This window comes from Haloplanus sp., assembly GCF_028275055.1.
Classification (GTDB): Archaea; Halobacteriota; Halobacteria; order Halobacteriales; family Haloferacaceae; genus Haloplanus.
The window spans coordinates 26,919-53,334 of record NZ_JAQCNJ010000006.1; the positions used below are offsets into that span (position 1 = coordinate 26,919).

The following is a 26,416-nucleotide window of genomic DNA, read 5'->3' on the forward strand; positions in this document are numbered from 1 at the left end:
TTGCCGGCCCACGGTGGAGGGTGAGCCATGTCCCGCCTTCCCGCCCCCCTTCTCGCCGGCGCTCGGGCGTCGGTGCCGTTGTTGCTCGGACTGGTCCCGTTCGGTCTCGTCGCCGGTGTCGCCGCGGTCGATGCTGGCCTCTCGCCGCTTCAGGCCATCGGACTCTCGGTCGTCGTCTTTGCCGGTGCGTCACAGCTCGCCGTCGTCGACCTCCTCGGCCGGGATGCCCCCCTCGTGGTTGTCGTTCTCACGGCGACGATCATCAACCTGCGGATGAGTATGTACTCGGCGTCGATCGCTCCCTACTTCGCCGGCTTCCGTCGACGGTGGCGGGGCCTCTGTGCGTATCTGCTGACCGATATGTCCTACGCGCTGGCTATCGCGACGTTCACCGACGGCGGTGGTGCGGACGCCGCTCCCGACACGCCCGACTCAGACCCCGCTCGAGCGCGGCTCGACCCGGCCGAGCCGACACACCGCCGCGGCTACTACCTCGGCACGGCGGTCGCCATCTGGGCGGTCTGGCAGGTCGCCACCGTCGCCGGCGTCGTTGTCGGCGCCCGGATCCCCGATCGCTGGGGCGTCGGCTTCGCCGTACCGCTGGTGTTTCTCGCTTTGCTCGTCCCCGACCTGACCGACCGCCCCCGCGTGATCGCGGCGCTCGTGGGCGGCGGCGTCGCGGTCGTCGGGTCGGGGTGGCCCCTGAACCTCGGTCTCATCGGCGGTGCACTCGCCGGCGTGGCCGCCGGCGTCGCCGCCGACAGGAGGGCGACCGCGTGACGACGACCTACGGACCCCTCGCCGTCTGGGCGGTCGTTCTCCTCGTTGGCCTTCTCACGTTCTGTATCCGGTACTCCTTCATCTACCTTTTCGACCGGATCGACGGGGTGCCGCCACGGGCCGAGTCGGCGCTTCGGTACGTGCCTGCGGCGGTGCTGGCGGCGCTGGTGGCGCCAGCCGTCGTCGACCCCGGGCCGACGGTCGCCGCGACGCTCGTTGACGACCGCCTCGCCGCGGGTGCCGTCGCGGCCGCGGTGGCGTGGTACACCGAGGACGTGCTCGCGACCATCGGTGCTGGTATGATGGCACTGTGGACGATGGGTGCCGTTCTGTGAGCCACGGTGTCAGTCGTCGTTCGCCGGCGGTGTCTCCGTCTCGCCGTCGGTGGTGATCGGGTCGTCCTCCGCGTCGCTGAACCCGGCCGACTCCTCCATCCGACGGCTGGCCTCCGGGTCGAACTCGGCTTCGGTCCGTTGATACTTGCTCACGAAGGAGAGTTCGTGGTGGCTCTCCGTCGGGTGGCCGAGATACCGATCCTCGAGGTCGAACTGCGCTTGTTCGCCCGTCTCGGCGAGCGTCTTGAAGTCCTCGTAGGCGGCGTGGGCACCGGAGTGGAGGGAAAAAAGGGTGATGAAGACGTACCGGTATCCGAGGTCACCCAGCTCCGCGAACGTCAGCGGATCCTCCTCCTCGGACCACGCGAAGGAAGAGGAGTAGTTGAACGCCAGATCCAGATCGGGGTGTGTCTCGTGGATGGTCTCGGCGTACTTGACGGCATCCTCTCGGGAGGGGTCGGGCATCTCGGGCCACACCAGATCGACGCCGGCGTCGGCGTAGATCCGTCCGCGCTCGAGATGTTCCTCCCAGTCACCGTTGGCGGAGCCGTAGGCGTCGGTCCGGGCGATGATCACGGTGTCGTCGCACTGCTTGGCGTCGACGGCCGCCCGGAACCGGGCCTCGGCGTCCTCCCGTGAGACGATTTTCTTCCCGGCGATGTGGCCACACCGCTTGGGCGTCGTCTGGTCCTCGATGTGGACCGCGGCGACGCCGGCTTTCTCGTACTCCCGAACCGCTCGGCGGACGTTGTGTATCCCCCCGTATCCCGTATCGCAGTCGGCAACGACGGGCAGGGTCGTTGCCTCCACGATGCGCTTTGCGTTTTCGACCATCTCGGTCATCGTCACCATCTCCAAATCCGGGAAGCCGAACTGCCCGAGAACGGTCGAGTAGCCGCTCATGTAGACGGCGTCGTGGCCCGTCATCTCGGCGAGGCGGGCGTCGAGCGCGTGGTAGATCCCGGGAGCGAAAACGAACTGTTGATCCTCAAGCCGGTCCCGGAAGGCTTCGGCTGCAGGGTTGTCGATTTCTCTCGTGTACGTGTCGACATCGAGGTCGTTCGGCGTCATCGGCCGTTCTCCGTGCCGCCGGTCGGTTGTCCCCCGGGTCGATTGACGTCGGGAACGAGCGGGGCTTGCTGTGCCAGTTCATCATCGTACGCACGCCGAACCGCGGCGTCGGCCGACGGCCGCTGCGCCGGTCTGTCGTCGGTCGTTATCCGCCCGCCGTCGGTGCGCGTGTCGTCCGCGCGGCCGATGTCGGGAACGAGCGGGGCTTGCTGTGCTAGTTCATCGTCTGGCCGGGTCGTCGGTTCCATATCGGTGGTGGGTGGTTACCGGTCGGTTATCTCTCGATCCAGTCCGTCTCGCAGCCGTTGCCGTGTACGCACATTGCGTCCGTCACGAGACCCGCCTTGGCAATAAAGTTAATGATTTATAATGATAATATACATTCATTACATTATTCGGTGCGTGCCATCGGTCCCCAACCCGACTCCACGGTGCTTAATTCCGTCCGGCACCGAAGGTCAGCAGATGGTAGCCGCTATCGAAATCGACGGTCTCACGAAACGATACGGCGATGTGACGGCGCTAGATGGCGTCTCGCTTTCGGTCCCTGAGGGGAGTTTTTTCGGCCTGCTCGGCCCGAACGGCGCGGGGAAGACGACGTTCATCAACATTCTCGTCGGCCTCGCCCGGAAAAGCGGCGGCGAGGCGCGTGTGTTCGGTCACGACATCGAGACCGAGTACCGCGCCGCCCGCGACCGGGTCGGCCTCGCCCCACAGGAGTTCAACGTCGACCGCTTCTTTCCGATCCGCGAGGTACTCGAACACAAGGCGGGCTACCACGGTATCCCGAGCCCGGAAGCCCGACAACGGGCCGATGAGGCGTTGAAACAGGTCGGCATCTACGAGAAACGTGACACCCGCTTCGACTGGCTCTCCGGGGGCATGAAGCGTCGGTTTCTCATCGCCCGTGCCCTCGTCACTGACCCCGACCTCCTGATCCTCGACGAACCGACCGCCGGCGTCGACGTCCAACTCCGTCACGACCTCTGGGAGTTGATCACCGACCTCAACGAGGGCGGGACGACCATCCTTCTCACCACCCATTACATCGAGGAGGCCGAACGCCTCTGTGACGAGGTGGCGATCCTCGATCAGGGACGGGTCGTCACGGTCGCCACGCCGGGCGACCTGATGGACCGTGGCACCGACCGCATCACCGTCACGTTCCGCGATCCGATCCGGTCGACTCCCTCCATCGCCGCGGGCAACGGCCAGGTTGAGGCGGTCGAGATTCGGGACGGACGCCTCGTTGTCTCCGCCTCTCAGGGCGGCCTCGTTGCCCCCGAACTCGTCCGCGAACTCGACGCCGCGGGCTATGAAATCGTCGACTTGGACGTATCGCGCACCTCGCTCGAAGAGGTGTTCGTCGAACTGACCCGGTCGGACTCGTCGGTCACCGAGGAGGGGACGGCATGAGTCGCCCGACCGTCCAACTCCGGACGCTGGTGCGGCGGGAGATCCTCCGGTTCGTCAGGCGACCGTACAACACGTTCCTTCCACCGATCATCACGAACACGCTGTACTTCGCCGTCTTCGGTGTTATTCTCGGCAGTCGAATCGGCTCCATCGCCGGCGTGAGTTACATCCAGTTCGTCCTCCCTGGACTGGTCGTTCTCGGATCCATCTCCGACGCCTTCGAGAACGCCTCCTTCTCCATCTTTCACGGCCGGTGGAACGACTACATCGACGCCGTAATTGTCACGCCGATGTCGAATCTCAACATGGTCGCGTCGTACGTGATCGCGAGTGCGATCCGAGGGATCGTCACGGCGTTGCTGATCGTCGGCGTCGGCCTCGTGTTCACCTCTGTTCCCATCTCACACCCGTTCTATCTGGCCGCGAACGTTCTCGTCATCACAACACTGTTCGGTGGCCTCGGCATCATCGGCGGCCTGTGGGCCGACGATTTCGACTACCTCACGGTGATGAACCAGTTTATCCTCCGCCCGCTCGTCTTTTTCGGCGCGGTGTTCTACTCGCTTTCCGTGCTGCCGCCGCTCTGGCGACAGGTTTCCCTGCTCAACCCGATGGTGTACATGGTCAACGGCGTCAGATACGGGATGATCGGCGTCTCCGAGGTCGACCCGAACACCTCCCTGGCCGTTCTCTCGACGGCGACGGTGGCCGTTCTCGCGGCCGATTACCTCCTGTTCAGGCGCGGCTACGGACTGACGGAGTAGCCCGTCTCCGAGCCTCCCCCCGGACGGCAAAGGCTGGCAACGAGTGACATGGTACAATCGCCGTTTTCGTTAAACGGAGTTATTAATCGGCGGCGACCGCACAGCCAGTCGCTATGTCGAACAGTCCAGACGGTTCCTCGATGACCCGGGCCCAGTCGTACGCCCTCGTCGTCGCGGCAGCCGTCCTGTTGAGTGCAATCCTCGCGCCGGTCGCCTACGATCGGGCGACACAACCCGACAGTCGGGTCGCCGTTATCACGATCGAGGGGGCGATCTCCTCGAACACCGTGACCCCGATCCAAGAGGACCTTCGCGAGGCCCGCGAGAACGAATCGATCGATGCGGTCGTTCTGAACGTCGATAGCCCCGGCGGCGGTGCGGCCGCGAGTGAACAACTCTACCTCTCGGTTCAGCGGACGGCCGCCGAGATGCCCGTTGTCGCCAGCGTCAAATCCGCGGGCGCGTCGGGAGCCTACTACGCGATGCTCCCCACCGAGGACATCTACGTCACGCCGGCCTCCATCGTCGGGAGTGTCGGCGTCCGGGGCGCGGCCCCCACACCGTCCCTACCCGGTGAGATCAAAAGCGGTCCGGACAAGGCCAGTTCCACGGCCGACCGGCGTCGTGCACAGATCGAGACGCTCCAGCGCGCGTTTGTCGGGAGCGTTATGAAACACCGTGGCGACGACCTCGAACTCAGTCGAAGCGAGGTTGCCCACGGCAAGGTGTACACCGGCGCTCGCGCCGTCGACAACGGAATGGCCGACGAAATCGGCTCCTCACAGGATGCCATCCGTCGGGCGGCCGACGCGGCGGGCCTCGACGACTACGAAGTCGTCCGCAAGGAACCGCCGACCACCGGCGGTCTCCTGCTTCTCAGCACCGACGACGGCGGAACGGTCGTCGTCGAGAAGAGCCCGGTTGGCTACGACGCGGTCGACGCGCCGACGTATCTGATGGTTTACGGAACGGTCAACACACAAGACGAGGTGATCGGCAATGTCAGCGCCTAACTCCAGACTCGCCGCGGTGTTCGTCGTGATCGTGGTCGTTCTCGTCGGTGGCGCGGCCGCCGCCCCGTACGCCCTCGGATCGGGTGGTGGGGACGACGACCCGACCACCGCCGCGAACCAGCAGTTCCAACCCGACTCCGTTCTCCCCGACAGCGGTGCCGAGGAGGGCGAGGTCAGCATGGACAGCGATGCGAGTGACAAAACCGTTCTCGTCGATGTCGGGCACGCGAACGACGTCTCGGGGACACAACTCGAACCGTTGTTGTCGACGCTCGCAGAGAACGGCCATCAGGTCCGCTTCTATCGCGGCCAGCGTCGCAGTCTCAACGAGTCGCTTCGCTCCGCCGACGCGTTTCTCGTCGTTAGTCCCCGCGAGCGGTTTACCGACGACGAACTCGCCGGCGTCCAAGCCTTCACCGACGCCGGCGGCCGCGTCCTCGTGATGGGCGACCCGCCCGCCGTCCAAGCCGGCGGCGGTCCGTTCTTCAGCCTCGGCGGGCTTGAAGAGACCGGGCCACAGACGGCGTCGCTCGGCTCGAACTACGGCATCGCCTACGGTTCGGGCTATCTTTACAACATGGCAACAAACGACAACAACTACCAGAGCATCTACGCCCGACCCGCCGGCGACTCCGCTCTCGCCGACGGCGTCGACCGTGTCGTGATGCGCGAGGCCGCCCCGATCCGAACCGGGGAGGCGACCCAGGTGCTCGTCGCATCGGAAGGAACGCAACTCTCGACGACCCGCGAGACCGGCCGCTACGCCGTGGTCGCCCGCAACGGCAACGTGGCCGCCGTCGGTGACACCGAGTTCGTCACACGGGAGAACGCCCACGACGCCGACAACGAGGTGCTCATCGGCAACCTCGCCGACTTCCTCGTCGACGGCGACAAGGAGCCCGGCGCACCGGCCGATCCCGACTCCGATCGCCCGACGCAACCGGGCGGCGGTCCGCCCGAACCGCCCAGAACCCCGCAGCCGACCCCTGCCCCCGCCTGACCGACCGCTCCCGGTTCAGCCCGCCGCCGGGTGAAAGAGCCAAGTCCGGCGCCCTCCCACTCCACGTATGCGCCAGTTCGTCGTCATCGGCCACGACGCCCCTACGACACCCGAGTTCGCACTCGACGACCTCACGGGCGGAGCCGGCCGCCTCGACGTGCTCTGTCGGTGTGTCACGTCGGCCTTTGTTCTCTCCCACACGATCCGTGAGAACGTCCGCGTCCACCTCGTTCTTGCCGACGCGTTCACCGTGACGTTCGCGGGGAGCGACCTCCGCCGTCTCAACCCCGACGAGCGGAGTACGGCCGCGCTGATCCGGGGTGCACTGGAGCGACGTGACGACGCCATTGGCCACCAACCGGTCGAGTCCAGCCCCGGTGTCTCGATCCGCCACCGGGGACTCGAACCGACGCTTGACGCCACGGCGGGGTCGGTCGTCCACCTCCACGAGGCGGGCACACCGGTCGTCGACGCCGACCCGCCGGCCGATCCCGTCTTCGTTCTCTCGGACCATCACGACTTCACCGACGAGGAGACGGCCACACTCGCCGACTGCGCCGATCTGCGGCTCCGCCTCGGCCCGCGGGCGCTCCACGCCGACCACGCCATCACCATCGCCCACAACTACCTCGACACCGGTGGCTATCGGACGTACTGAGTGGGGCGAATCACAACTGTTAAACTCGCCGCTGGCGTTTCTCAGGTCGCGGGCCGGTGGGGTAGCTTGGTATCCTTCGGCCTTCGGGTGGCCGTAACCACGATTCGAATTCGTGCCGGCCCACTTCTCCCACGTTCAATATCGGTGAGAACCTGTCTTCGGGGGCCTAACGATGTCCTCACGGGTGGTTGTCCTGCGAGTTACGGCGCGCGTGGTGAACGCCACCGGCCCGCCCCGGATTCAGGTCGGTCACCGGGTTGCACTGGTCTGTCTCCCGTGACGACTCCCGGAAAAAAGTACTCGATGATGGTCGCCTACACCGAGGAGACGTTCACCTCCGTCGCCCAAGACGAGACAGGTGGCGGCCGACCCTGACCTGCCGTATTTGTGTGTCCCGACATCATAGGCGATATGGATTTGGATCGGTTCGCTACCGACACACCCACCGACGACGCGCCGGCCGACGGACAGGTCTGTGTGGTCGCGACACAACCGGACACGTTCGAACGGTGCCGAGCGGGCCTGTACCCATCGCCGCGGTCCTACCGGCGCACCCGGCGGTCGTTCGAGTGGTTGGCGTTCTACCGGACGAAGCCAGTCTCTGCAGTGACACATTACGCACGGGTAACCGACCGTGTCGACCAGACGCGAGGCGGTCCGGGGCCGATGGATGAGAACGACTGGGTCGCGACCATCGACCCCTTCTCGGACACCGAGGCGGTGACCGTTTTCGAGTTGGGTAACCTCGTTCCGCTCGACGCACCGGTCGACAATGACGGGACGGGTGTCCGTGGGGCGTGGTACTGTTCCATCGCCGACCTCCGGGCGGCGGCGACGTTGTCGGCGCTGGCCGAACGGGCGGAGACCTGACAGCCCCTCTCGGGCGCAGGGTGACACACGGTCGTGCCCGCGTCCCCGTGAGCGCCGTCGACCCGCTTGCTCGTGACGATACTGCAACGGGAGTGAATCAGTGGGGGGCACTCCCAAGCCGACCGATGGCCCGCCACCACATTGTAACCCGTCCCTTACCTGGCGGTTCGGCCATCGGCTTCCACGGTTCCCGCCGTCGGGACGTCCCATCAACTCCTGTGAACGCCCGGCCGGTGTGCCGACCGCCGACTCGCTCACGGCCGCCACGGACCGCCTCGCCCGACGGTGCCGAGAGGCGCAACACCGGCGGTGGGTGTTTATACCTCTGACCCTCTACCCGAACCTGTGGACGATCCGTACGACGTACTGGGGGTCAAGCCGGACGCCGACGAGGCCGAGCTAGACCAAGCGTACCGGCGGCGTGTGGTGGAGACGCACCCGGATCAGGGCGGTTCGGTACGTGCCTTCCAGCGGGTAAAGGCGGCCTACGAGGCCGTGATGAACGACCGGGACGAGTCGGCGCCGGACGCCGACGCTGCGGCCGACACCGAGGCCGACGAGGCGTCCGACGAACGCCGCGATATCGTCTCCCGTGTTGAGTATCTGGACTACGAGGTAATCCAAGACCGCGGGTGGTCACTCGATGACGACGACCTGTTCGAGAAGGCCTCGACAGCGGGACTCGACCCGACCGCCTACGGCAAGTTCTTGATCAACCCCGGAGAAACGCTGCTCGAGGCAGCCGAGAATCGTGGGTTCGCATGGCCGTACGCTTGCCGTGGCGGTGCGTGTGCGAACTGTGCGGTCGCGGTTGTCGACGGCGAGATGGCGACGCCAGTCGATCACATCCTGCCGGCGGAGATGGTCGACCGGGGCATCCGCCTCTCCTGTATCGGCGCGCCGACGACGGAGACGCTCCAGGTCGTCTACAACGTGAAGGGACTGCCCGACCTCGACGAACTCAAACTCCCCCCGTATCGGTTCGAGCGGGCGCGGTCGACCGACTGAGCGCCGCAACGCCGGTCAGTGTCGCCGGGCGAGCGCCATGGCGGTCAGCGCCAGTGCCGCGGCAAGAACCGTCAGGACACCGAAGCCGTGACCGTCGCCGACCGTAGCCGTCGCGGGGTCCGTTGGCGTCGCGGGCTGTTCAGCCCGCGTGGGCGTGGCGGGGAGTGGAGTGCCGGTCGGTGTCGGTGTGGTTGTTGATGCCGTCGTGGTGGGGGCCGACGCGGGCGTTGTCGTCGCCGTGGCCGTCGGTGTCGCCGTCGTGCCCCTCACTCGCACTGTCGCCGTTCGCGAGGCGGCATCGACGCCGCTCCCCGCCGCGGTCACCGTGTAAACACCCGGCACCGGGTCGCTGATTTCAACGCGTATCAGTCCCCTGCTCCCGGTGATCCGCCCCGTCGCCACGGTGGCCCCCGAGGGACCGACGACCGTCACGTTGAGGCGGTCGACCGCGTCGAAGTTGTACCGCGCCCTGACGGAGAGGCGGTTGAGGTGTTCGGGATCGGTGCTCCGGTTGGTGACAGTCACCGCCTGCTGGTCGCGGAGTTCGAGCGAATCGATTTCCGGCCGACGAACGCTGAGTTCCGCCTGCACGTCGCTGTCGGTGGTCACGTAGTACGATCCGGGCTCGACGCCGTCGAAGTCGGCGGCCGCGGGGGACTCGATGGTGAACGACGCGCCGCCGCCAACGGCGCGAAACGTCGTCGCGTTGGTTCCGATCGCTCCGGAACCGCCCGACAGTTCGACCGCCGAGATGTTCAGCGTCTCACTAACGTAGACACGAACGGGTGGCGTCGTCTCCGCCGGCTCGGATCGTGGGTCGTTGACGGCGGCCCCTGGGAGCGTGACCACGCCGACGAGGAGGACCACGAGCAGCGGGATGACCGTTCGGCGCATGTTTCAGATTGTTGAATGGTGTATCATAAATCTATGCCGGTGGAGGCGGGGGAAGGCTGAAGAGGCGGCGTGAAAACTCTGTGGCATGGACTGCCCGCAGTGTGGCGACACACTCGATACCTACGCCCTGAGCGGCCGGGAGGCGTCCGTCTGCGAGAACTGCGGCTACGTCGGCATCGACGCCGAACACCGAGGTACCCCCCGTCGGATCGAGTCGTGGAACGACGCGCTCCGACGGTTCTACGGGAGCGACGAGGACCCGAGTGTCGAACTCCGACCTCCGTTGTCCCGGCCCTCCGGGGACGACGCGAGCGATGAGTCGTGGAACGACGCGCTCCGACGGTTCTACAACCGGCAGACCGATGACACCGACGACACCGACGCGCCGACCGGTGGCCCCGTGACGGAGGGGGATGCTACCACGAAGCCGACCGACGCCGAGACCGGATAGCCGGCTTCTCGGTCACGGCCGCCTCAGTCTTCCGCCGACGATCCCTGCGCCTGTCGGGCGTTCTCGCCGTCGTCCTCCTGTTCCTCGTCGGAGCGGGCGGCGACGAGGGCACCGCGAGCGACACTGTAGAGCGGTTCGCTGACGCTCTGGACCTCGCTGATCGAGAACGGAATCGATGCCTCTTGAAGATGGTCCTCGAACAACTTCTCGAAGCCGCGGGGGCTGGAGGTGCCACCGGTGACGACGACCGGCACGTCGAGGTCCTCCTCGACGTCCTCCTCGTCGACCTCGCGGGCGATGTTCTCGATCACGTAGTCAAGCAGGTTCTCGTAGTAGATGGCGAGTGCGCCCTCGACGCCACCGACGTCGGTGCGGAAGTCGAGTTCGAAGTCGTCCTCCTTGATCGAGGTGATCTTGTCGACGGGCGTGCCCGTCGCTTGGGCGGCCTGCTCGTCGATCCAGTCGCCCCCCCGGGCGATGGAGAACTTCATGACGGGCACCGCGTAGTACGACAGACAGACGTTGGTCATGCCCGCGCCGAACGAGACGCCGAGGCCGGTAAAGTTGTGATTGGCGAGTTCGGAGTAGATGACCGCCATCCCCTCGTTGATCGGTTCGGTCTCATAACCCATGTCGCCAAGCATCGATTCGAGGGTCTTCTCGTGGTACAGCGTCGAGAGCTTCGAATCGATCGGGTCGGCCGGACTGGAAAAGTAGAGCCGTTCGCCCGGGTGGTCGGGCTGGCCGACCACCTGTTCGGTGATCAGTTTGATCATCGGGATGGCCGAGGACTCCTCCGAGGAGAGGATGCCGTGTTGCATCGGGCGGCGCGTCTCCTCGTTGAAGATGTTGGCGAAGTTCAGGGCGTCGTCGCCGACGACGTACACCTTGTCGTCTTTCCGGATGTGGAGAACGTCGCTCCGGGAGAGCATCTGCTCCGCCATATCGGAGTACTCGATTTCCACGAAGGAGTTGCGTTGCTGGACGAAGACCGTCTCCGCCCCCTCCTGCTGTGCCGAGATGAGGTTCATCGTCCCGACGTCTAGGCCTTTTGCCATACGGGTGTGATGCCCCGTCGCCATCATAAACGTTTCCGCCAAAGTGTCGACGGATTATATAGACCTGACACACGTCAGACGACGAAAATCGGGACACACCGGGTGACTGCGCGCCGGCGTGCCCGTGTCGTCACCACGAGAACAGGTTTTTTGCGCGGTCGACGAACCCCTCGTCGTCCTCGGTGGCCACTTCCTCCGCTTGCTGTTGTTGGCGGAGTTCGCTCAGCGCCGCCGTCTGGTCGTCGACTCCGGAGGCAGTGTCGGTGTTCTGCTCGCGGCCTTGCAGTTTTTGCAGGTTCGAGAGCGCGTCGTCGACGCCATCCCCGGACGACCGGACGGTCGTTGCCTCCGCGTTCTCGAAAGCCTCGCGGTCGACCTCCACGTCGGCATCCGTGTTCAGTTCGAGGCGTTTCGTCTCCGTCCGATCGACCCCGCCCCACGAGAGGTCGGCGTCGGCCATCGCTTCGTCGATGTCGCGACGCACCCGCTCCTCCGAGACGGAGTCGGTCGTCCCGCCGCCGGCCCCGGCGTCGCCCCCGCTCCTCCCGGCGTCCACCGCCCCGCTACCGGTCACCGCGTCGTCGCTTTCGGTTCCGGCGCGTGCCACCTGGTGGCCCACGAGAGCCGCCCCCGTCGCCCCGACAACGGCGACGAGGCCAACGGCGTACACGGCGATGATCTGTGCGCTGTAGTCCGGCGCCCGCGAGACGTTCCAGTTCATCGGATAGACCGACGCGAACGCCCCGACAGCGATGAGACACACCGCGACCCCGGCGAGGGCAGCGTACCGCATCCGGCCGTCGCCCGGCAGGAGGACGACGATGCCGAGCAACAGCGCCGGAAACCCACCCGCCGACGCCACCACCGCCACCTCCCGGAGGGCGAAGGCGGTGTCTCCCGGATCACTGGCGAGCGCCGACAGAAAGAACACGACGATACCGATGGCCCCGAGGGTAATACCCCCAAAGAAGAGCGCGAACCCCAGATAGACGTCGGTCTCCGTCTCGGGGGCTCCGATGTATCGCTCGTACAACTCGAAGAGTGCGTTGTCGGGGGTACTGTCAGGGGTCATGGAATGAGTCTATAGGCTCATCACACAAGACTGTTGCCGACCGTCTGACGCGGATCTGACGCCGTATCCGAAGGCTTATCATCGAACTCGCCGACCCACGTACGATGCCTTCTCGGTCCAGTCTCCGCGTGGGCGACGCACTCGTTGTCCTCGGCTGTCTGTGTCTGCTCGGAACGGTCGGCGGCGGCGCGGCCCTAGCCCCCGCCGGCACGCCCGGCGGGACCACCGACGCCTCCGGAGACGCCCGACAGACGCTCGTCGGTGTCCAAGGGGTCGGCAGCTACCACGACGGCGGCTCGGTCCGCTTTTTCGATGGCACCGACGAGGGGTGGCGCGAACCCTCCGCTCCGGTGTACTTCGACGTGACACGACTGGAGAACGGCCGCGTCCTCGCGGGCTACATGGCCGGCGGGTACGAGGCGTGTGGTCCTTACGAGGCGCCGTGTCACCGCACCGGCTACCGGATCATCGACCCTGACCCCTCGCCCGAGGTGGTCGAGGAGTGGTCGTTCCCGGTCCGTACCCGCGTCGCCAGCGAGGTCCACGATGTCGAACCCCTCCCCGGTGGCGGGTTCGTTCTCGCGGACATGGAACACGAGCGGATCCTGATCGTCGAGAACGGCGAGGTGACATGGGAGTGGAAGGCGAGTACGCGCTACACCGCTCCCGAGGATCCGACCACCCAGGACTGGCTCCACATCAACGATGTGGACCGCATCGGCGATGACCGATTCCTCGTCTCCGTTCGGAACGCGAACCAGTTGCTCGTTCTCGAACGCGGCGAGGGCGTCGTCGAGGTGATCAACGCGGACCCCGACGGCGACACCGACGACCCGACCGGCGACCCGGACGTCCTCTACCACCAGCACAACCCCCAGTGGCTCGGCGACGGGGCCGTTCTCGTCGCCGACAGCGAGAACCACCGCGTGGTCGAACTCCACCGGACCGAGTCGGGTGACTGGGAGCCTGCATGGATTCTCGAGGGGGCCGGCGGCCAGAAGTTCGACTGGCCCCGCGACGCCGACCGCCTCCCCAACGGCAACACGCTGATCACCGACACGCGAAACGCCCGGATCGTCGAGGTCAACGAGTCCGGCCGCGTCGTCTCGGAACGCCAACTCGACTACCGAGCCCTCCCCTACGAGGCCGATCGCCTGCCCGCCGGCGAAACGGTCGGCGGATCCACCTACGGCGACGAGGGGACGACGGGCGCCGCCGGCGGGAGCGTTCCGGTGTTGACGCCTGTTCTCCGGCTGGCAAGCGCCGCCGTGCGCCTCCCGCTCTGGGTCGGTGAACTCCACGTCTTTGCGACGCTTGTTTCCCTCGTTCTCGTCGGCTCCGGGGTCGGTCTCCGCATCCGCCGGCGCTTCCGGTGACGCCCCGGCCGGCGCGCTTTTCCCCGCCGCTTCCCCCACGTCCCGTATGGACGATGACCTCCGCTGGGAGACGACCGACTCGGCCATCGACTACTCCTGTCCCGGCTTCGACGTGCGAGACGACGAGGTAACGCTGCCCGACGGCACCGAGACCGACTACCAGTACGTCGATGAGTCCCCGGCTGTGGTTGTCCTTCCGTTCACCCCGAACGGCGACGTGGTCGTTATCGACGAGTGGCGACAGGCGGTCGGCCGAGTGAACCGCGGGCTCCCCGCCGGGTCCGTCGAGAACGACGACCCGGATATCGAGACGGCCGCCCGGCGCGAACTCCGCGAGGAGACGGGGTACGAGGCCGGATCGATGTCGCGGCTCCTCTCGGTCGAACCGACCAACGGCATCGCAAACTCGGTCCACCACCACGTCGTCGCCCACGACTGTACCCCCACCGGCTCGCGCAATCTCGATTTCAACGAGAGCATTCGCGTCTCCACGACCGCCTACGACGACCTCCTCGCGGCCGCCCTCGACGATGACCTGTGGGACGGGCGGGCTGTCACCGCGGTCACGGGATACGAACTTCGGGCACGAGACGCCGACACGTAGCCGTCGCTGACCGACTGAAAAATAAAGAAGTCGTGGGGTGGCCGGAGCCTCAGTCGTCGGCCGGGGCCTGGCCGCTGGAGCCGGAGACGCCCGTGCCGGGGCCGAGGTCGATGTCGAGGTGTTCGAGCGTGTCGTCGGTGACGACGCCGTCCTCCCAGCCACGGTGCTCGTAGTACTCGGTCTTCATCTCGCTGAGCTCGCAGAGTTCGCCCTCGGAGCCACCCTGACCGGGGATGGCCTCGTCGTCGCCTTCGACGAACCGACCCGGGAGCGAGTCGTCCGCGCCGTCGAAGCCGGCGAGGTTGTTGAAGTAGCGTTCGAGGTTGTACACCCGTTCGCCGGCCGTCATGAGTTCCTCTTCGGTGAGGCCACGGCCGGTCATGCCGTTGTACTGTTTGATGTACTCCTCGATGCCCTCCGCGAACGCGTTGAACTTGCAGATGTCGAACGAGTCCGAGATGGCGTGGAGGTCTTGGAAGGTGGCACAGAGTTCGCCCTTGCCTTCCCAGTCGTAGGGATCGACCTTCTCCGGAATGCCGAGGATCTCGGCCGCCGGGGTGTAGCCGCGCAGGTGGCAGGCACCGCGGTTCGAGGTGGCGTATCCGATGCCCATGCCCTTCATACAGCGCGGGTCGTAGGCCGCGATGGTCTGGCCCTTGACGTCGAGGCGGGTGTCGTGTGCGTCCATCTCCTCGGCGGCGCGCTCCGGACCCTTCGCGAGGAGGTCGCCGAGTTCGCTGTTGCGGTGGCCAACCTCCTCGATGAGGTCGATCATGTGCTCCTCGTCGCCCCAGTCGATGTCGTCGTCGAGGCCGTCGAGGTAGCCCTTCTCGGTCATCTCCATCGCCATGGCCAGCATATTACCCATGTCGATGGTGTCGACGCCCACGTCGTTACACCGGTCGATCATGATCGCGATGGAGTCTCGGTCGTCGTTGCCGGACATGGTCCCGAGGGCCCACGCCGACTCGTACTCGTAGGACTCCATCTGGACGTTCATGTCCTGACCCTTGTGCTCGTAGTTGACCTCGACCTCCTTTTTACAGGCGACCGGGCAGGAGTGACAGGTCGGCTCGTTGACCAGGATGTTCTCGCGGACGTTCTCGCCGCTGATGTTCTCGGCGGTGACGTCGGTCCCTTCCTCGTCGTTCATCGCGAACGAGGAGGTGTACTGGCCGTTCTTTGTCGGGTGGCCGTCCATCTCCTCGGTGATGTTCATTAGGACGTTCGTCCCGTACATCGAGAGCGCACCCTCGTTGGGCGCGGTGACGTCGGACTCCTGGATGACCTGCATCGCCTGCCGGGCACCCTCACCGAACGTATCGGAGTCCGCAGGCTTGGGCATCTCCGTACCGGCTTTCACGACGACGGCCTTGACGCCCTTGTTGCCCATCACGGCACCGGTGCCGCCACGGCCCGAGGCACGGTCGTCCTCGTTGACGATACAGGAGTAGCGGACCTCGTTCTCGCCGGCCGGGCCGATGACCATACAGGAGAGGTTCTTGCCGTAGGACCCCTCGACCTCCTCCTCGAGGATCTCGCGCGTCTCGTGGACGCCCTTCCCCCAGATGTGGGAGGCGTCATGGAGTTCGATCTCGCCGTCCTCTGCGACGGCGTAGACGGGGTCGTCCGTCTGGCCGTCGAAGAGGATGCCGTCGAAGCCGGCCCACTTGAGTCGAGCACCGGACCAGCCACCGTGGTGGGAGTCCGTCACCGTCCCCGTGAGCGGCGACTTCGTACAGATCGCGATCCGGCCGCTCATAACCGCCTGTGAACCGGTCAGCGGCCCGTTCATGAACGCAAGGCGGTTGTCGGGCCCCAGCGGGTCGACGTCGGGACCGGCGTCGAAAACGTACTTGACGCCGAGCCCACGCCCGCCGATATACTTCTTTGCGTCCTCGTCGTCGACGCTCCGGTAGGAGACGTCGCCCGAACTGAGGTCGACCTGTGCCACGTTGTCTCTGAATCCGCCCAAGTCTGTCATGGTAACGTGCGTTAGTTGGTTACGCTTCCAACCTGTTAATCGTTGCTCCGCCGACGTAATCACGTTTGGTTTCGTAACAAGTTTTAGGCCGGCCTAATGTCACGAAAACGCGTCACTAATGCACCGATCGATCATCACGGTCGCGGTGGGACTCGCCCTCATCTCGGGGTCGGTCGTAAACCCCGATTGGCTCGGGTCCTCGGGTGCCGACACGGCGGCGTTCTCCTGGGCGTTTCACCTCGTCGGCTACGCCGTTCTCGCCGCCGCCATCCGGCGTTCGTTCGGCCCTGGGTGGCGCGGTGCCGCCGCTGCCGTCGCCGTCGCGACCGGCGTCGGAGCGGGCGTGGAACTCGTTCAGTTAGGCATCGCCTACCGCACCGGCAGCGTCGCCGACGCCGTTCTCAACGCCGTCGGTTCGGTCGTCGGTGTGACGGCTGCCCGCGTCGCCCGGTACCGTCCGTGGGTGTCGCCGACCCGGCGGTAACTCCCTCCTGTCGTTGTACCGACCCCGAAGCCGCTTTACGCGTCGGCCGGCTACCGTCGGCAATGAGCGAACCGAGCCCCGACGTGTACGAACAGGGGAAGGGAATGGACGCACACAACCAGGTGATGCGGGGAATCCGGTCCCGCAAGAACGAGACGTACGACCCCCACGAGCCGACGCGGGTGTGGATCGACGAGGACCAGACGCCCGACGGCGTCTCACAGTCGCTGACCATCATCCTCAACACCGGCGGCTGTCGCTGGGCACGGGCCGGCGGTTGCACGATGTGTGGCTACGTTGCCGAGTCCGTCGAGGGGGGTTCGGTCACCCACGACGCCCTCATGGACCAGATCGACGCCTGTCTCGCCCACGAACGCGAGAACGCCGACGACCCCGCCGACCTGATCAAGATCTACACCTCCGGCTCCTTTCTCGACGAACGCGAGGTCGGCGCCGAGAGTCGGCGTGCAATCGCCGACACCTTCGCCGACCGGGAACGCATCGTCGTCGAGTCGCTTCCCGACTTCGTCGACCGCGGGAAACTCGCCGATTTCACCGATCACGGTCTCGCGACCGACGTGGCGGTCGGACTGGAGACCGCCACCGACCGCGTGCGCCACGACTGTGTGAACAAGTACTTCGACTTCGAGGACTTCGTCGACGCGACCGGGGAGGCCGACGCCGCCGGTGCAGGCGTGAAGGCGTACCTCCTGTTGAAACCCCCTTTTCTCTCGGAGCGCGAGGCCGTCGAGGATATGACCGCCTCCGTGCGCCGGTGTGCGGAGTACTGTCACACTGTCTCGATGAACCCTTGTAACGTCCAGCGCTACACCATGGTCGACGATCTTTATTTCCAGGGTGGATACCGCCCGCCGTGGCTCTGGTCCGTCGCCGAGGTGCTCGAACGAACGGCCGACACCGACGCCATCGTCGTCTCCGACCCCGTCGGCGGCGGCAGCGACCGCGGGCCGCACAACTGCGGCGAGTGTGACGGCCGGGTCGAACGGGCCATCAAGGACTTCAGCCTCCGGGGTGACCCGACCGTATTCGAGCAGGTGTCCTGTGACTGCGAGGCGACGTGGCAGACGGTGCTTGAGGCCGAGACGAGTTACGCGATGCCGCTTGCGCGCTGACGACCACGCCCACGCCACAACACCTTTCGCTCGCCGGCCGCAGGTTGTTCTATGCCCCACACAGCCGACCGTCCGGCTTCACCCCGGAGCGGTTGTCCCGGCCGCCCGACCCTCCCCACGTCCGGCCCGACACAACCGGGTGAGTCGAATGGTCGACACTGACGCCGACGCCTTCGACTTCGACTTCGGCCGCCGGTCGCTTCTCGCCGCCCTCGCGGGCGCCGGAACCGCGTCGCTGGCCGGTTGTCCGGCTTCGAACGGCGGGGGCGGGGGCGGCGACGGCGGTGAGGACCCGACCCCCACGACGACAGCCGACCCCGAGACGGCGAGCAGGCTGGCCGAGCGGTTCGCGCCGACCTTCGCGTTCGACACCGCCGAGCAGTGGCTTCCGACCGACCCCCGGCCGTACACGAGTGAACGCGACGGCCGGACGGTTGTCGACGGCTTCGACGCCCTCAACGGGTACACGAGTCGGCACGACGAGGCAGGCGACCCCCCGGAGCCGACGGTGTTCTACCACGTCGTCGAGTACGCGGACTCACCGCTCGCCGTTGTCCAGTTCTGGTACTACTTCGCGTTCGACCAGTTCACCACCAACTTCCACTGGCACGACTGGGAGGTGTTACACGTGTTTGTCGACACCGGCACCGACGACCCACAACTGTTCGTCGCGAGTTCGCACTCCGAACGGGTGCCGAACAACGAACACCTCGACCCGGACCCGGACCGCGTGCCTCGGGTTCTCTCGGAACTCGGTTCCCACTCCAGTGCGCTGTCGCTGAACGACCGCCGAAACAGCTTCCAGCGTCTACCCCTCGATACCCTGCCGGCCGACATCACGAACCGAGCGCTCGACGCGGTCGAGCAGTTGGCCGACCTCCCGGCGGCCTACGGCCTCCCCCGGGACGAGGGTCTCCGACTCCCATACGTCGTTCCCGAACTCGACGGCACGCCGGTCCACGAACACCCCGATCTGCCCGCCGTCGACCGCGACGCTCTCGTCCCCCGGCCGTTGACCGTCCGGTCGTTCGACGCCCTCTCCTCGCCCCCGACCGACCTCCCGTCCCGGGAGACGGGCCTCGTTTTCGCCCCCACAAACGAAGACGACGGCGACGTGACCTACGACCTCGTCCCGACCCGTGACCTCGAGACCATCGACGAGTTCACCGGGCCGCGATTGAGTTTCGAGTTTGCGGTTCCGGAACTCGCCGAGGACGCCATCGCGGGTCATATCACGACCGCGGGGACGCCGTGGAATCAACAGCGGTACAACGATCCGGTCGCGGATATCACTGAACCCGCACACCGGTCGGAACTGTCCGACCGCTACGACGCCGTCTCGCCGCCCGGGCCGATCAACGACCTCGTCGCGACGGTGTCCGAGACGGTCCGGTCGCCGGTCGCCCCCGACGACGAGGGTGTCGAGACGACCGACGCCTCCGTCGAGGCGGTAACCCTTCTCCAGAGTGACCCCGTCGCCGCACCGACGTTTCGCGGGGTTGCGATGCTCCGTGGCGTCGAGGCCGGCGACCACCGGTTGACGGTCAACGGGGCCGGCGTCGCTCCCCACACGGAACCGGTAACGGTCGGCGGGGGCGAGACGGAGGCGGCGACCGATACGGCCACGACCACGACCACGGTCACCGCCGCCGCCGACGCCGACGGGACCAACGCCGTCACCCTCGCGGGCGTCGAGGGCGAGATTCCCCTCGTTCCTGCGGGCGAAGCGACCAAACTCGAGGTCGACGCCGACGGCACCGACGCGGATCTATCCACCCTCGCTGTCGACGACGACTTCGGCGGCCGACTGTACGAGGCGTCGGTCGACGGTCCCGACGCCGTCTACATCCACCGCGGCGGGGCGTACACGGCGGAGGTCCGCGACGTCGACGACGCAGTCGGCGCATTCCGGGTCAACCCCTCCGGGACCGATCCGGTCCGGATCGACCGCCCACGGACGGGGACGGCGTCGCTGGCGTCGTTCGTCGAAACGCTGGTCGCGGAGACAACGGACCGCCTCGGCGAGGTGGGGGACGATGACGATGACGACGACGACGCGGACGAGGGCGGCGACGACGACGACACGACCGGTGGCGGGGGGACGACCCAGACCTTCGGCGGCTTGCTCCGGGCGCTGGAAGCGGTCAGTGGCGCGGCGGGCCGCGCGGCCGACCGGGCCGAGGCGGGTGACCGGGGTGGATCGGATCGGGCACTCTCGGCGCTCGCGTCGAACCTTGACCGCGCCATCGAACGCTTCGATGGGCTCCGCGAGACGCTGCCGGCCGACCGGGCGGCCGCGACGGATCGGCAGTTGCGGGAGGCCCAGCGACGGACGAACCAGGCGACCGCCGCGAAAAAACTTTAGACGGTCGCCGACGTGGCCCCGAACCCACGCAGGAGCACCGCCCCGTCCGTCCCACCGAGGTCGGGGAGTGTCGCCCGTTCGGGGTGGGGCATCATCACCGCTGTCGTTCGTTTCTCGCCGACGACGCCGGCGACGTTGTCCCGCGAGCCGTTGGGGTTGGCGTCGTCGGTGACCACGCCCTCGGCGTCGCAGTACCGAAGCAGGATCCGGTCGTCCTCTATCAGTCGCTCGTGGGTGTCGTCGTCAGCCTCGAATCGGCCCTCGCCGTGGGCGATAGGGAGTTCCAGTACGTCGCCCTCGTCGTACCCCCGCGTCCACGGCGACTCGGTCGTCTCGACCCGGACGTGGACCCGTTCACACTGGAAACGCGCGCTCCGGTTGACGGTGAACGCGCCCGGGGTAAGACCGGCTTCACAGCCGATCTGTGCGCCGTTACAGACGCCGAGGACCGGAATGCCCTCGCTCGCCGCCTCGCACACCGCGTCGATGACCGGCGTGCGTGCGGCCATCACCCCTGCCCGGAGATAGTCGCCGTAGGAGAAGCCGCCGGGGAGCAACACACCGGTCGCGTTCTCGGGCAGGCCGTTCTCGTACCAGACGCGTTCGGCGTCGATCCCGAGGTGAGACAGCGCGCGAACGGAGTCGCGGTCACAGTTGCTCCCGCCGAACTGGAGCACTGCGACCGTCATCGGCCCGAAACCTCAACCTCGTAGTCGTGGATGGTCGGGTTCGCCAGCAGTCGCTCGGCCATCTCGTCGGCGCGGTCGCGCGCCGCCTCACTGTTCTCGGCGTCGAGGTCGATCTCGAACCGGTCGGTCGACCGGAGGTCGTCGAGTTCGAACCCGAGTCGTTCGAGCGCCTGCTGTGTCGTTTCGGCCTCCGGATCGAGAACCCCGCGCTTGAGCCGGATCGTGACCGTCGCGGTGTATGCCGTCATCGGTCGACCGTGGGTGGCCACGAGGCAAAGCCGTTTTGGAGTGCCGGCCTCCGGCCGAACGGCGTAGATCGCTCGGCCCGCTAGCGTTCGTATGGCCGTCCAGTAACCCGACCGACTCCACCATCTCTGTCTGTGCTTTCGGTCGCTGCTCGTCTCGGCGGCGGTCTACCGGTTCACGACGAGCCTGCTGTACGACCAGCCACGGCCCGGCGTCGGTCCGTAGTTACAGGGTGCGGACGGCGTCGACGGCGTCCGTAACCGGCGGAGCGTCGAACCACGACCCCCCGGTGTAGGCGTTCGCGCCAGCGGCGTACAGATCCGAGACGGCGGTCACGACCGACGCCGGAAGCGGGTCGGGGTCGGCGGCACAGCGGTCGCGCCAGTCGGCGACATCCAGACGGTCGGCCTCGGCCTTTGCCTCGCTCACCGCCTCGACCCACCCGGGGTCGGCCCGCTTGTAGTACTGGCGAACCACCTCCTTCGACACCTCCTGACCGTCGTAGGCAAAGCGATTCTCGTCGAACGTCCCCACCACGTCGGCCACCTTCACCTCCCCGTCGACGTAGCAACACTCGATCTTGCCGTCCTCGTGGACGAACCCGGCGTTCTCGGCGCGGTCGGTGACGACGCGGTTCACCTCGCGGGCGAGAACGTCGAGGTCGTCGAGGGCGGCCGCGCCGGCGATACGGTTGGCCTCGGCCCTGTCGAGATACCGGTCCTGTTCCTCGTACTTCGTCGAGAACTCCACCACAGGGTCCGGCAGGTCGACCGGCTCCTCGGGCCAGTCGCCGCGGTCGAGACCGTACTCGCGCGGTTTGCCACGCCGCCGGAGGCTCGATCCCACCGGGACTGTGTTGCGAAAAACGATCTCCAGCGGGATCAGGTAGTTGTTCCCGGCCGCGCGGTGGAAGGCGTCGTAGTCGTACGCGCCCTCCTCGAAGGGCAGATCCGGCACCCGAACGAGTTCGATAGCGAGTTCCCGTGGCGCGTCGTCGACGGCCGACAACTGCACCGCGTCCGGTCCCACGCCACGGTAGTGGGTCGACACACCCTCTGATTCCAGCAGTTCGAAGTTGAACGCACCCATCGTACAAAGGCTCCGTCCCTTTTTGGGGATTCGGTCGGGCATCGCCCCCCAATCGAACACGGAGTAGTCGTCGGTGAAGTCGAAGCGCCCCCGCCCCGTCGCCGTCGCCGTGGGTTCGCGCTCGACGCGGAACTCCTTGACGCTCGTCATGGTGGCGTTCGCGCGCGCCGTCGGCAAGAAGCTTTCAGTTCCGACGCCCCCGACCCCCGAACGATTTTACGACGGCGCGCCACGGTACGAGCGTGTCACGTCCCCCCGCCCCGCCGGAGGAGGTCCCCGCCGACCCAGGGTCAGCGGGGTCCGACCTCGATCCGGACGTTGCGGCCGACCTCCGGCGCCTCCGTGGCCTGAGTCATTTTCTCGACGACTCCATCCGGATCCCCGGCACCACCTACCGCGTCGGTGTCGAACCCTTGCTTGGCCTCCTCCCCGTCGCCGGCGACGCCGCCGGCCTCGTGTTCTCGGCGTACGTTCTCGCCGTTGCCGTCCGAACGGGCGTCCCGCGGGCGACGCTCGGCCGGATCGTCCTGACGCTCTGGCTCGACGCCACCGTCGGGTCGGTTCCGCTTCTCGGCGATCTGTTCGACGCCTACTGGAAGGCGAACCTGCGGTCGACCCGCCTGCTCGATGCCCGTCTCGCCGACCCCGAGAGCGCGGCGGCCGACCGCCGGTACCTGCAACGAGCCGGCGTTCTCGTCGCCTGCCTCGGCTGTCTCGGTCTCGCCGGGGTTGTCGCGCTCGGCTGGTGGCTCGCCGGCATGGTCTGAGCGGAATGGCAAGACAGTTACGCGAGCCGACCTCCCGACCGGTATGAGCCTTCTCGACGACGCCCGACGGCTCGCCGCGACCGGCCCCGTCTGTGACGCCTGTCTCGGGCGCGTCTTCGCCGACCGGAGTTTCGGACTGACCAACGCCGAACGTGGGCGGTCGCTCCGCGTCGCCGTCGCCCTCGACGACGACGACGATTTCGACCCCGTCACCGTCGAGGACTGCTGGGTCTGTGAGGGGCGGTGTGGCGAGTTCGACGACTGGGCCGCCCGCGCCGCCGACACCGTCGGGAACGTCGAGTTCGACACCTATCAGGTCGGCACCCGGACGCCGCCGCTGATCGAGGAAAACGAGCGACTGCTCCGTGAGGAGGTGGGACGCGACCCCGAGATGGCGCTTGCCCCCGACGGCGACGCCGCGGGCGAGCCGTTCAAAATGGAGTTCAACCGCGAGGTCGGCAAACGCGTCGGCCGTCTCGTCGACGCCGAGGTGGAGTTCGAGCGGCCGGACGTGCAGTTCATCGTCGACCTCGACGCCGACCGGGTCGAGGCGGAGATCAACTCCGCGTTCGTCTACGGCCGGTACCGGAAACTCGAACGCGACATCCCACAGACCGAGTGGCCCTGCCGGGAGTGTCAGGGGAGCGGCCGGCAGGGACGCGAGCCCTGTGACCACTGCGGCGGGTCGGGCTACCTCTACGAGCGCAGCGTGGAGGAACTCACCGCACCGGTCGTCGAGGACGTGATGGACGGCGTCGACGCCCTCTTTCACGGCGCGGGTCGCGAGGACGTGGACGCCAGGATGCTCGGCACCGGTCGCCCCTTCGTCATCGAGGTGAAAGAGCCCCGCCGCCGCCGTGTCGACGTCGACCGTCTCGAGGCGGACGTGAACGCCTTTGCCGACGGCGCGGTGGAGGTCGAGGGGCTCCGTCTCGCGACCTACGAGATGGTCGAGCGCGTGAAACGACTCGACGCGAGCAAGACCTACCGCGCCGCCGTCGCGTTCGACGCCGACATCGAGGCGGACGCCCTCGACGCGGCGCTTGCGAGTCTCGACGGCGCGACGGTCGAACAGGAGACGCCGAGCCGGGTCGACCACCGCCGGGCGAGCATGACTCGGACCCGCGAGGTGTACGACGCCGACGGTGAGTTCGAGGATCCACGCCACGCGACCGTCGAGGTCCACGGGGCCGGCGGACTCTACGTAAAGGAACTCGTCTCGGGCGACGACGGCCGGACAGAGCCGAGTCTGGCGGGGCTGCTCGGTGTCGGCGCACGCGTCACCGCCCTCGACGTTCTCGCCGTCGAGGGCGAGGCAGGTTCCTTCGAGAACGGGGAGTACTTTGTGTAACACACGAACGCTTACGACGACCGCTCCCCAACGCTGACCCGATGAGTTCGGTTCCTGAACGGAGCGAGATCGACGACGAGAACAAGTGGGATCTGGAGAGCATCTTCGCGAGCGACGAGGACTGGGAGACGGCCCTCGCCGACATCAGCGACCGGATCGACGACCTCTCGGTGTACGAGGGGCGGGTGACCGAGAGCCCGGAGACGCTGCTCGAACTGCTCGAACTGCGGGAGGATCTCCTGCGGGACGTGTCGACGGTGTCGACATACGCCAGCCTCCGGAGTAGCGAGGACACGAGAGACGGCGAGTACCAGGCCATGTCGGCCCGGGCGGAGTCGCTCGCGGCCGACGCCCGGAGCGCCGCGAGCTTTGTTCGGCCGGAACTACAGGCCCTCGACCGCGCGGAACTCGACGACTTCGTCGAGACCGAACCTGTTCTCGCCGAATACGACCACTACTTCGACGACGTGCTTCGCGCGAAGCCACACACCCGTTCGAAGGAGGTCGAGGAGCTGCTCGCGGACCTCTCGGACGTGACCGACGCCGCGAGCGACGTCTACTCCATGCTCTCGAACGCCGATATGGAGTTCCCGACCGTCGAGAACCCTGACGGCGAGGACGTGGAGATCACGCTTGGCAACTTCACCAAACTCCAGAAGCATCCAAACCGCTCGTTCCGCCGCGAGGTCCACGAGGTTTTCTACGACCACTGGGCGGACGTGCGCAACGGCGTCGGGACGGCGTTGAAAAAGAGCGTGACCTCGGACGTGAAGCTCGCTCGCGCCCGCAACTACGACACCGCCCGCGAGGCGGCGCTCGACGGGCCGAACGTCCCTATCGACGCCTACGACACGCTCGTCGACACCGTTCGGGAGAACCTCGACTACCTCCACCGTCACGCCGACCTCAAAGCCACCGCGCTCGGTGTCGACGACCTGCGGATGTGGGACCTCTACGCGTCGATGGCCGACGGGGAGCCGCCGTCGATCCCCTACGGACAGGCGGTCGAGTACGTCGTCGACGCGGTCGAACCGCTCGGCGAGGCGTATCAGGAACGGCTGGCCGAGGGACTCGACTCCCGGTGGGTCGACGTTTACGAGAACCGCGGCAAGCGCTCGGGTGCGTTCTCGGCGGGCACGTACGACACCCAGCCGTTCATCCTCATGAACTACCAGAACGACGTGTCGTCGATGTACACACTGGCCCACGAGCTCGGCCACTCGATGCACTCGGAGTTGGCCAACGAAGCCCAGCCGTGGCAGTACAGCGACTACGACATCTTCGTCGCCGAGGTGGCGAGTACGGTCAACGAGACGCTGCTCACCCACCACCTGCTGGAGACCGTCGACGACGACACGCTCCGCCGACACGTTCTCGACGAGTACCTCGAACGCTTCCGGTCGACGTTGTTTCGCCAGACCATGTTCGCGGAGTTCGAACTCCGGATCCACGAGACCGTCGAGAACGACGGCGCGCTCACCCCCGACCGGTTCGACGACCTGTACCGCGAGTTGAAAGAGGCGTTCTACGAACCCGCGGTCGTCGACGACCGGATTGCCCGCGAGTGGATGCGGATCCCCCACTTCTACTACGGCTACTACGTCTACCAGTACAGCACGGGTATCAGCGCGGCGACGGCAATCGTCGACCGGATCCGGTCCGAGGGCGAGAACGCCGCCGCGGACTACCGCGAAGCCCTGCGGATGGGTGGCTCCGCGTATCCCGCCGAAATCCTGGAGCAGGCCGGCGTGGACACGACCGACGCGGGGTACATCGAGACGGCGCTTTCGACATACGACGAGACGCTGGACGAGATGGAACGGCTGATCCGGTAGACAGCCCGGTACTCCCTCGGGATCACGGGTGCGTCCCACCGGCGGTGTCAGTCGGGGTTCGCGTCCGGGTTCGCGTACCCAAAGGCCCATTTACACCCGCTAC

The 26,416-nt window shown here is 66.8% G+C and carries 26 protein-coding genes and 1 tRNA gene; 19 read left to right on the forward strand and 8 right to left on the reverse strand.

The window, feature by feature from the left end; all coding sequences use genetic code 11:
- Positions 1–27 precede the first annotated feature (27 nt).
- Positions 28–780, forward strand: coding sequence for an AzlC family ABC transporter permease (locus Q0925_RS00510; protein ID WP_299330678.1), 753 nt, complete (start codon positions 28–30; stop codon positions 778–780).
- Positions 777–1,115, forward strand: a complete 339-nt coding sequence (locus tag Q0925_RS00515; protein ID WP_299330681.1) for an AzlD domain-containing protein — start codon at positions 777–779, stop codon at positions 1,113–1,115. Before Q0925_RS00510 ends, Q0925_RS00515 begins: the two co-directional genes overlap by 4 nt.
- A 9-nt stretch (positions 1,116–1,124) precedes the next feature.
- On the opposite strand, the gene aceA is transcribed toward Q0925_RS00515, so the two are convergent.
- Positions 1,125–2,186, reverse strand: a complete 1,062-nt coding sequence (aceA, locus tag Q0925_RS00520; RefSeq protein ID WP_299330683.1) for an isocitrate lyase — start codon at positions 2,184–2,186, stop codon at positions 1,125–1,127.
- Positions 2,187–2,651: 465 nt separating this feature from the next.
- Between aceA and Q0925_RS00525 the strand changes: the two genes are divergently transcribed.
- The 8 genes from Q0925_RS00525 (at position 2,652) to fer (ending at position 8,915) form a co-directional block, all read left to right on the forward strand.
- Positions 2,652–3,602 (forward strand): ABC transporter ATP-binding protein, encoded by a 951-nt coding sequence (locus Q0925_RS00525; protein ID WP_299330685.1) that lies wholly within the window; start codon positions 2,652–2,654, stop codon positions 3,600–3,602.
- A complete protein-coding gene (locus Q0925_RS00530) occupies positions 3,599–4,366 on the forward strand; it encodes an ABC transporter permease (protein WP_299330686.1) in 768 nt (255 codons plus the stop codon). Before Q0925_RS00525 ends, Q0925_RS00530 begins: the two co-directional genes overlap by 4 nt.
- Positions 4,367–4,479: 113 nt before the next feature.
- Positions 4,480–5,379 (forward strand): S49 family peptidase, encoded by a 900-nt coding sequence (locus tag Q0925_RS00535; RefSeq protein ID WP_299330689.1) that lies wholly within the window; start codon positions 4,480–4,482, stop codon positions 5,377–5,379.
- Positions 5,366–6,379, forward strand: coding sequence for a DUF4350 domain-containing protein (locus tag Q0925_RS00540; protein ID WP_299330691.1), 1,014 nt, complete (start codon positions 5,366–5,368; stop codon positions 6,377–6,379). The genes Q0925_RS00535 and Q0925_RS00540 overlap by 14 nt, the downstream gene beginning before the upstream one ends.
- A 67-nt stretch (positions 6,380–6,446) precedes the next feature.
- On the forward strand, positions 6,447–7,037 hold the full coding sequence (trmY, locus tag Q0925_RS00545) for a tRNA (pseudouridine(54)-N(1))-methyltransferase TrmY (RefSeq protein ID WP_299330693.1): 591 nt from the start codon (positions 6,447–6,449) through the stop codon (positions 7,035–7,037).
- Between the two features lie 50 nt (positions 7,038–7,087).
- Positions 7,088–7,160, forward strand: a tRNA-Pro gene (locus Q0925_RS00550).
- A gap of 288 nt (positions 7,161–7,448) precedes the next feature.
- Complete coding sequence (locus Q0925_RS00555) at positions 7,449–7,907, forward strand: hypothetical protein (RefSeq protein ID WP_299330696.1); 459 nt, start codon at positions 7,449–7,451, stop codon at positions 7,905–7,907.
- Between the two features lie 345 nt (positions 7,908–8,252).
- On the forward strand, positions 8,253–8,915 hold the full coding sequence (gene fer / locus Q0925_RS00560) for a ferredoxin Fer (RefSeq protein ID WP_299330698.1): 663 nt from the start codon (positions 8,253–8,255) through the stop codon (positions 8,913–8,915).
- Between the two features lie 15 nt (positions 8,916–8,930).
- Here fer and Q0925_RS00565 read toward each other — a convergent pair whose 3' ends face one another.
- Entirely contained in the window at positions 8,931–9,809 is an 879-nt protein-coding gene (locus Q0925_RS00565; protein ID WP_299330700.1) for a hypothetical protein, read from the reverse strand.
- 85 nt (positions 9,810–9,894) lie between these two features.
- Here Q0925_RS00565 and Q0925_RS00570 point away from each other — a divergent pair, with 85 nt between their 5' ends.
- A complete protein-coding gene (locus Q0925_RS00570) occupies positions 9,895–10,260 on the forward strand; it encodes a zf-TFIIB domain-containing protein (RefSeq protein ID WP_299330702.1) in 366 nt (121 codons plus the stop codon).
- A gap of 23 nt (positions 10,261–10,283) precedes the next feature.
- On the opposite strand, the gene Q0925_RS00575 is transcribed toward Q0925_RS00570, so the two are convergent.
- Together Q0925_RS00575 and Q0925_RS00580 are read right to left on the reverse strand one after the other, a co-directional pair.
- Positions 10,284–11,318 carry a hypothetical protein gene (locus Q0925_RS00575; RefSeq protein WP_349254376.1) on the reverse strand — a complete coding sequence of 345 codons (1,035 nt, stop codon included), beginning with the start codon at positions 11,316–11,318 and terminating at the stop codon, positions 10,284–10,286.
- Between the two features lie 130 nt (positions 11,319–11,448).
- Positions 11,449–12,390, reverse strand: a complete 942-nt coding sequence (locus Q0925_RS00580; RefSeq protein WP_299330705.1) for a DUF7139 domain-containing protein — start codon at positions 12,388–12,390, stop codon at positions 11,449–11,451.
- Between the two features lie 104 nt (positions 12,391–12,494).
- Between Q0925_RS00580 and Q0925_RS00585 the strand changes: the two genes are divergently transcribed.
- The gene (locus tag Q0925_RS00585; protein WP_299330708.1) at positions 12,495–13,766 is read left to right on the forward strand and encodes an aryl-sulfate sulfotransferase; all 1,272 of its coding nucleotides are present in this window, start codon (positions 12,495–12,497) and stop codon (positions 13,764–13,766) included.
- Positions 13,767–13,812: 46 nt separating this feature from the next.
- Positions 13,813–14,370: an NUDIX hydrolase gene (locus tag Q0925_RS00590; protein WP_299330710.1), complete on the forward strand. Its 558-nt coding sequence runs from the start codon at positions 13,813–13,815 to the stop codon at positions 14,368–14,370.
- 49 nt (positions 14,371–14,419) lie between these two features.
- On the opposite strand, the gene Q0925_RS00595 is transcribed toward Q0925_RS00590, so the two are convergent.
- Complete coding sequence (locus Q0925_RS00595; RefSeq protein ID WP_299330714.1) at positions 14,420–16,354, reverse strand: aldehyde ferredoxin oxidoreductase family protein; 1,935 nt, start codon at positions 16,352–16,354, stop codon at positions 14,420–14,422.
- A gap of 118 nt (positions 16,355–16,472) precedes the next feature.
- Here Q0925_RS00595 and Q0925_RS00600 point away from each other — a divergent pair, with 118 nt between their 5' ends.
- From Q0925_RS00600 to Q0925_RS00610, 3 genes are all read left to right on the forward strand, one after another.
- Positions 16,473–16,838 carry a VanZ family protein gene (locus Q0925_RS00600; protein WP_299330717.1) on the forward strand — a complete coding sequence of 122 codons (366 nt, stop codon included), beginning with the start codon at positions 16,473–16,475 and terminating at the stop codon, positions 16,836–16,838.
- A gap of 62 nt (positions 16,839–16,900) precedes the next feature.
- Positions 16,901–17,971, forward strand: coding sequence for an archaeosine biosynthesis radical SAM protein RaSEA (locus Q0925_RS00605; protein WP_299330719.1), 1,071 nt, complete (start codon positions 16,901–16,903; stop codon positions 17,969–17,971).
- Positions 17,972–18,119: 148 nt separating this feature from the next.
- Positions 18,120–20,336, forward strand: coding sequence for a hypothetical protein (locus tag Q0925_RS00610; protein WP_299330722.1), 2,217 nt, complete (start codon positions 18,120–18,122; stop codon positions 20,334–20,336).
- Here Q0925_RS00610 and purQ read toward each other — a convergent pair.
- From purQ to Q0925_RS00625, 3 genes are all read right to left on the reverse strand, one after another.
- Complete coding sequence (purQ, locus tag Q0925_RS00615) at positions 20,333–21,025, reverse strand: phosphoribosylformylglycinamidine synthase I (protein WP_299330723.1); 693 nt, start codon at positions 21,023–21,025, stop codon at positions 20,333–20,335. The genes Q0925_RS00610 and purQ overlap by 4 nt on opposite strands.
- Positions 21,022–21,273 carry a phosphoribosylformylglycinamidine synthase subunit PurS gene (gene purS / locus Q0925_RS00620; RefSeq protein ID WP_299330726.1) on the reverse strand — a complete coding sequence of 84 codons (252 nt, stop codon included), beginning with the start codon at positions 21,271–21,273 and terminating at the stop codon, positions 21,022–21,024. The genes purQ and purS overlap by 4 nt, the downstream gene beginning before the upstream one ends.
- Before the next feature lie 223 nt (positions 21,274–21,496).
- Positions 21,497–22,510: a phosphoribosylaminoimidazolesuccinocarboxamide synthase gene (locus tag Q0925_RS00625; protein ID WP_299330728.1), complete on the reverse strand. Its 1,014-nt coding sequence runs from the start codon at positions 22,508–22,510 to the stop codon at positions 21,497–21,499.
- Between the two features lie 92 nt (positions 22,511–22,602).
- Here Q0925_RS00625 and Q0925_RS00630 point away from each other — a divergent pair, with 92 nt between their 5' ends.
- The 3 genes from Q0925_RS00630 to pepF are packed head-to-tail and all read left to right on the forward strand — an operon-like array spanning position 22,603 to position 26,313.
- Positions 22,603–23,127, forward strand: a complete 525-nt coding sequence (locus Q0925_RS00630; RefSeq protein WP_299330730.1) for a DUF4112 domain-containing protein — start codon at positions 22,603–22,605, stop codon at positions 23,125–23,127.
- 43 nt (positions 23,128–23,170) lie between these two features.
- On the forward strand, positions 23,171–24,478 hold the full coding sequence (locus tag Q0925_RS00635) for a tRNA pseudouridine(54/55) synthase Pus10 (protein ID WP_299330732.1): 1,308 nt from the start codon (positions 23,171–23,173) through the stop codon (positions 24,476–24,478).
- 41 nt (positions 24,479–24,519) lie between these two features.
- The gene (pepF, locus tag Q0925_RS00640; protein WP_299330734.1) at positions 24,520–26,313 is read left to right on the forward strand and encodes an oligoendopeptidase F; all 1,794 of its coding nucleotides are present in this window, start codon (positions 24,520–24,522) and stop codon (positions 26,311–26,313) included.
- Positions 26,314–26,416: the final 103 nt, after the last annotated feature.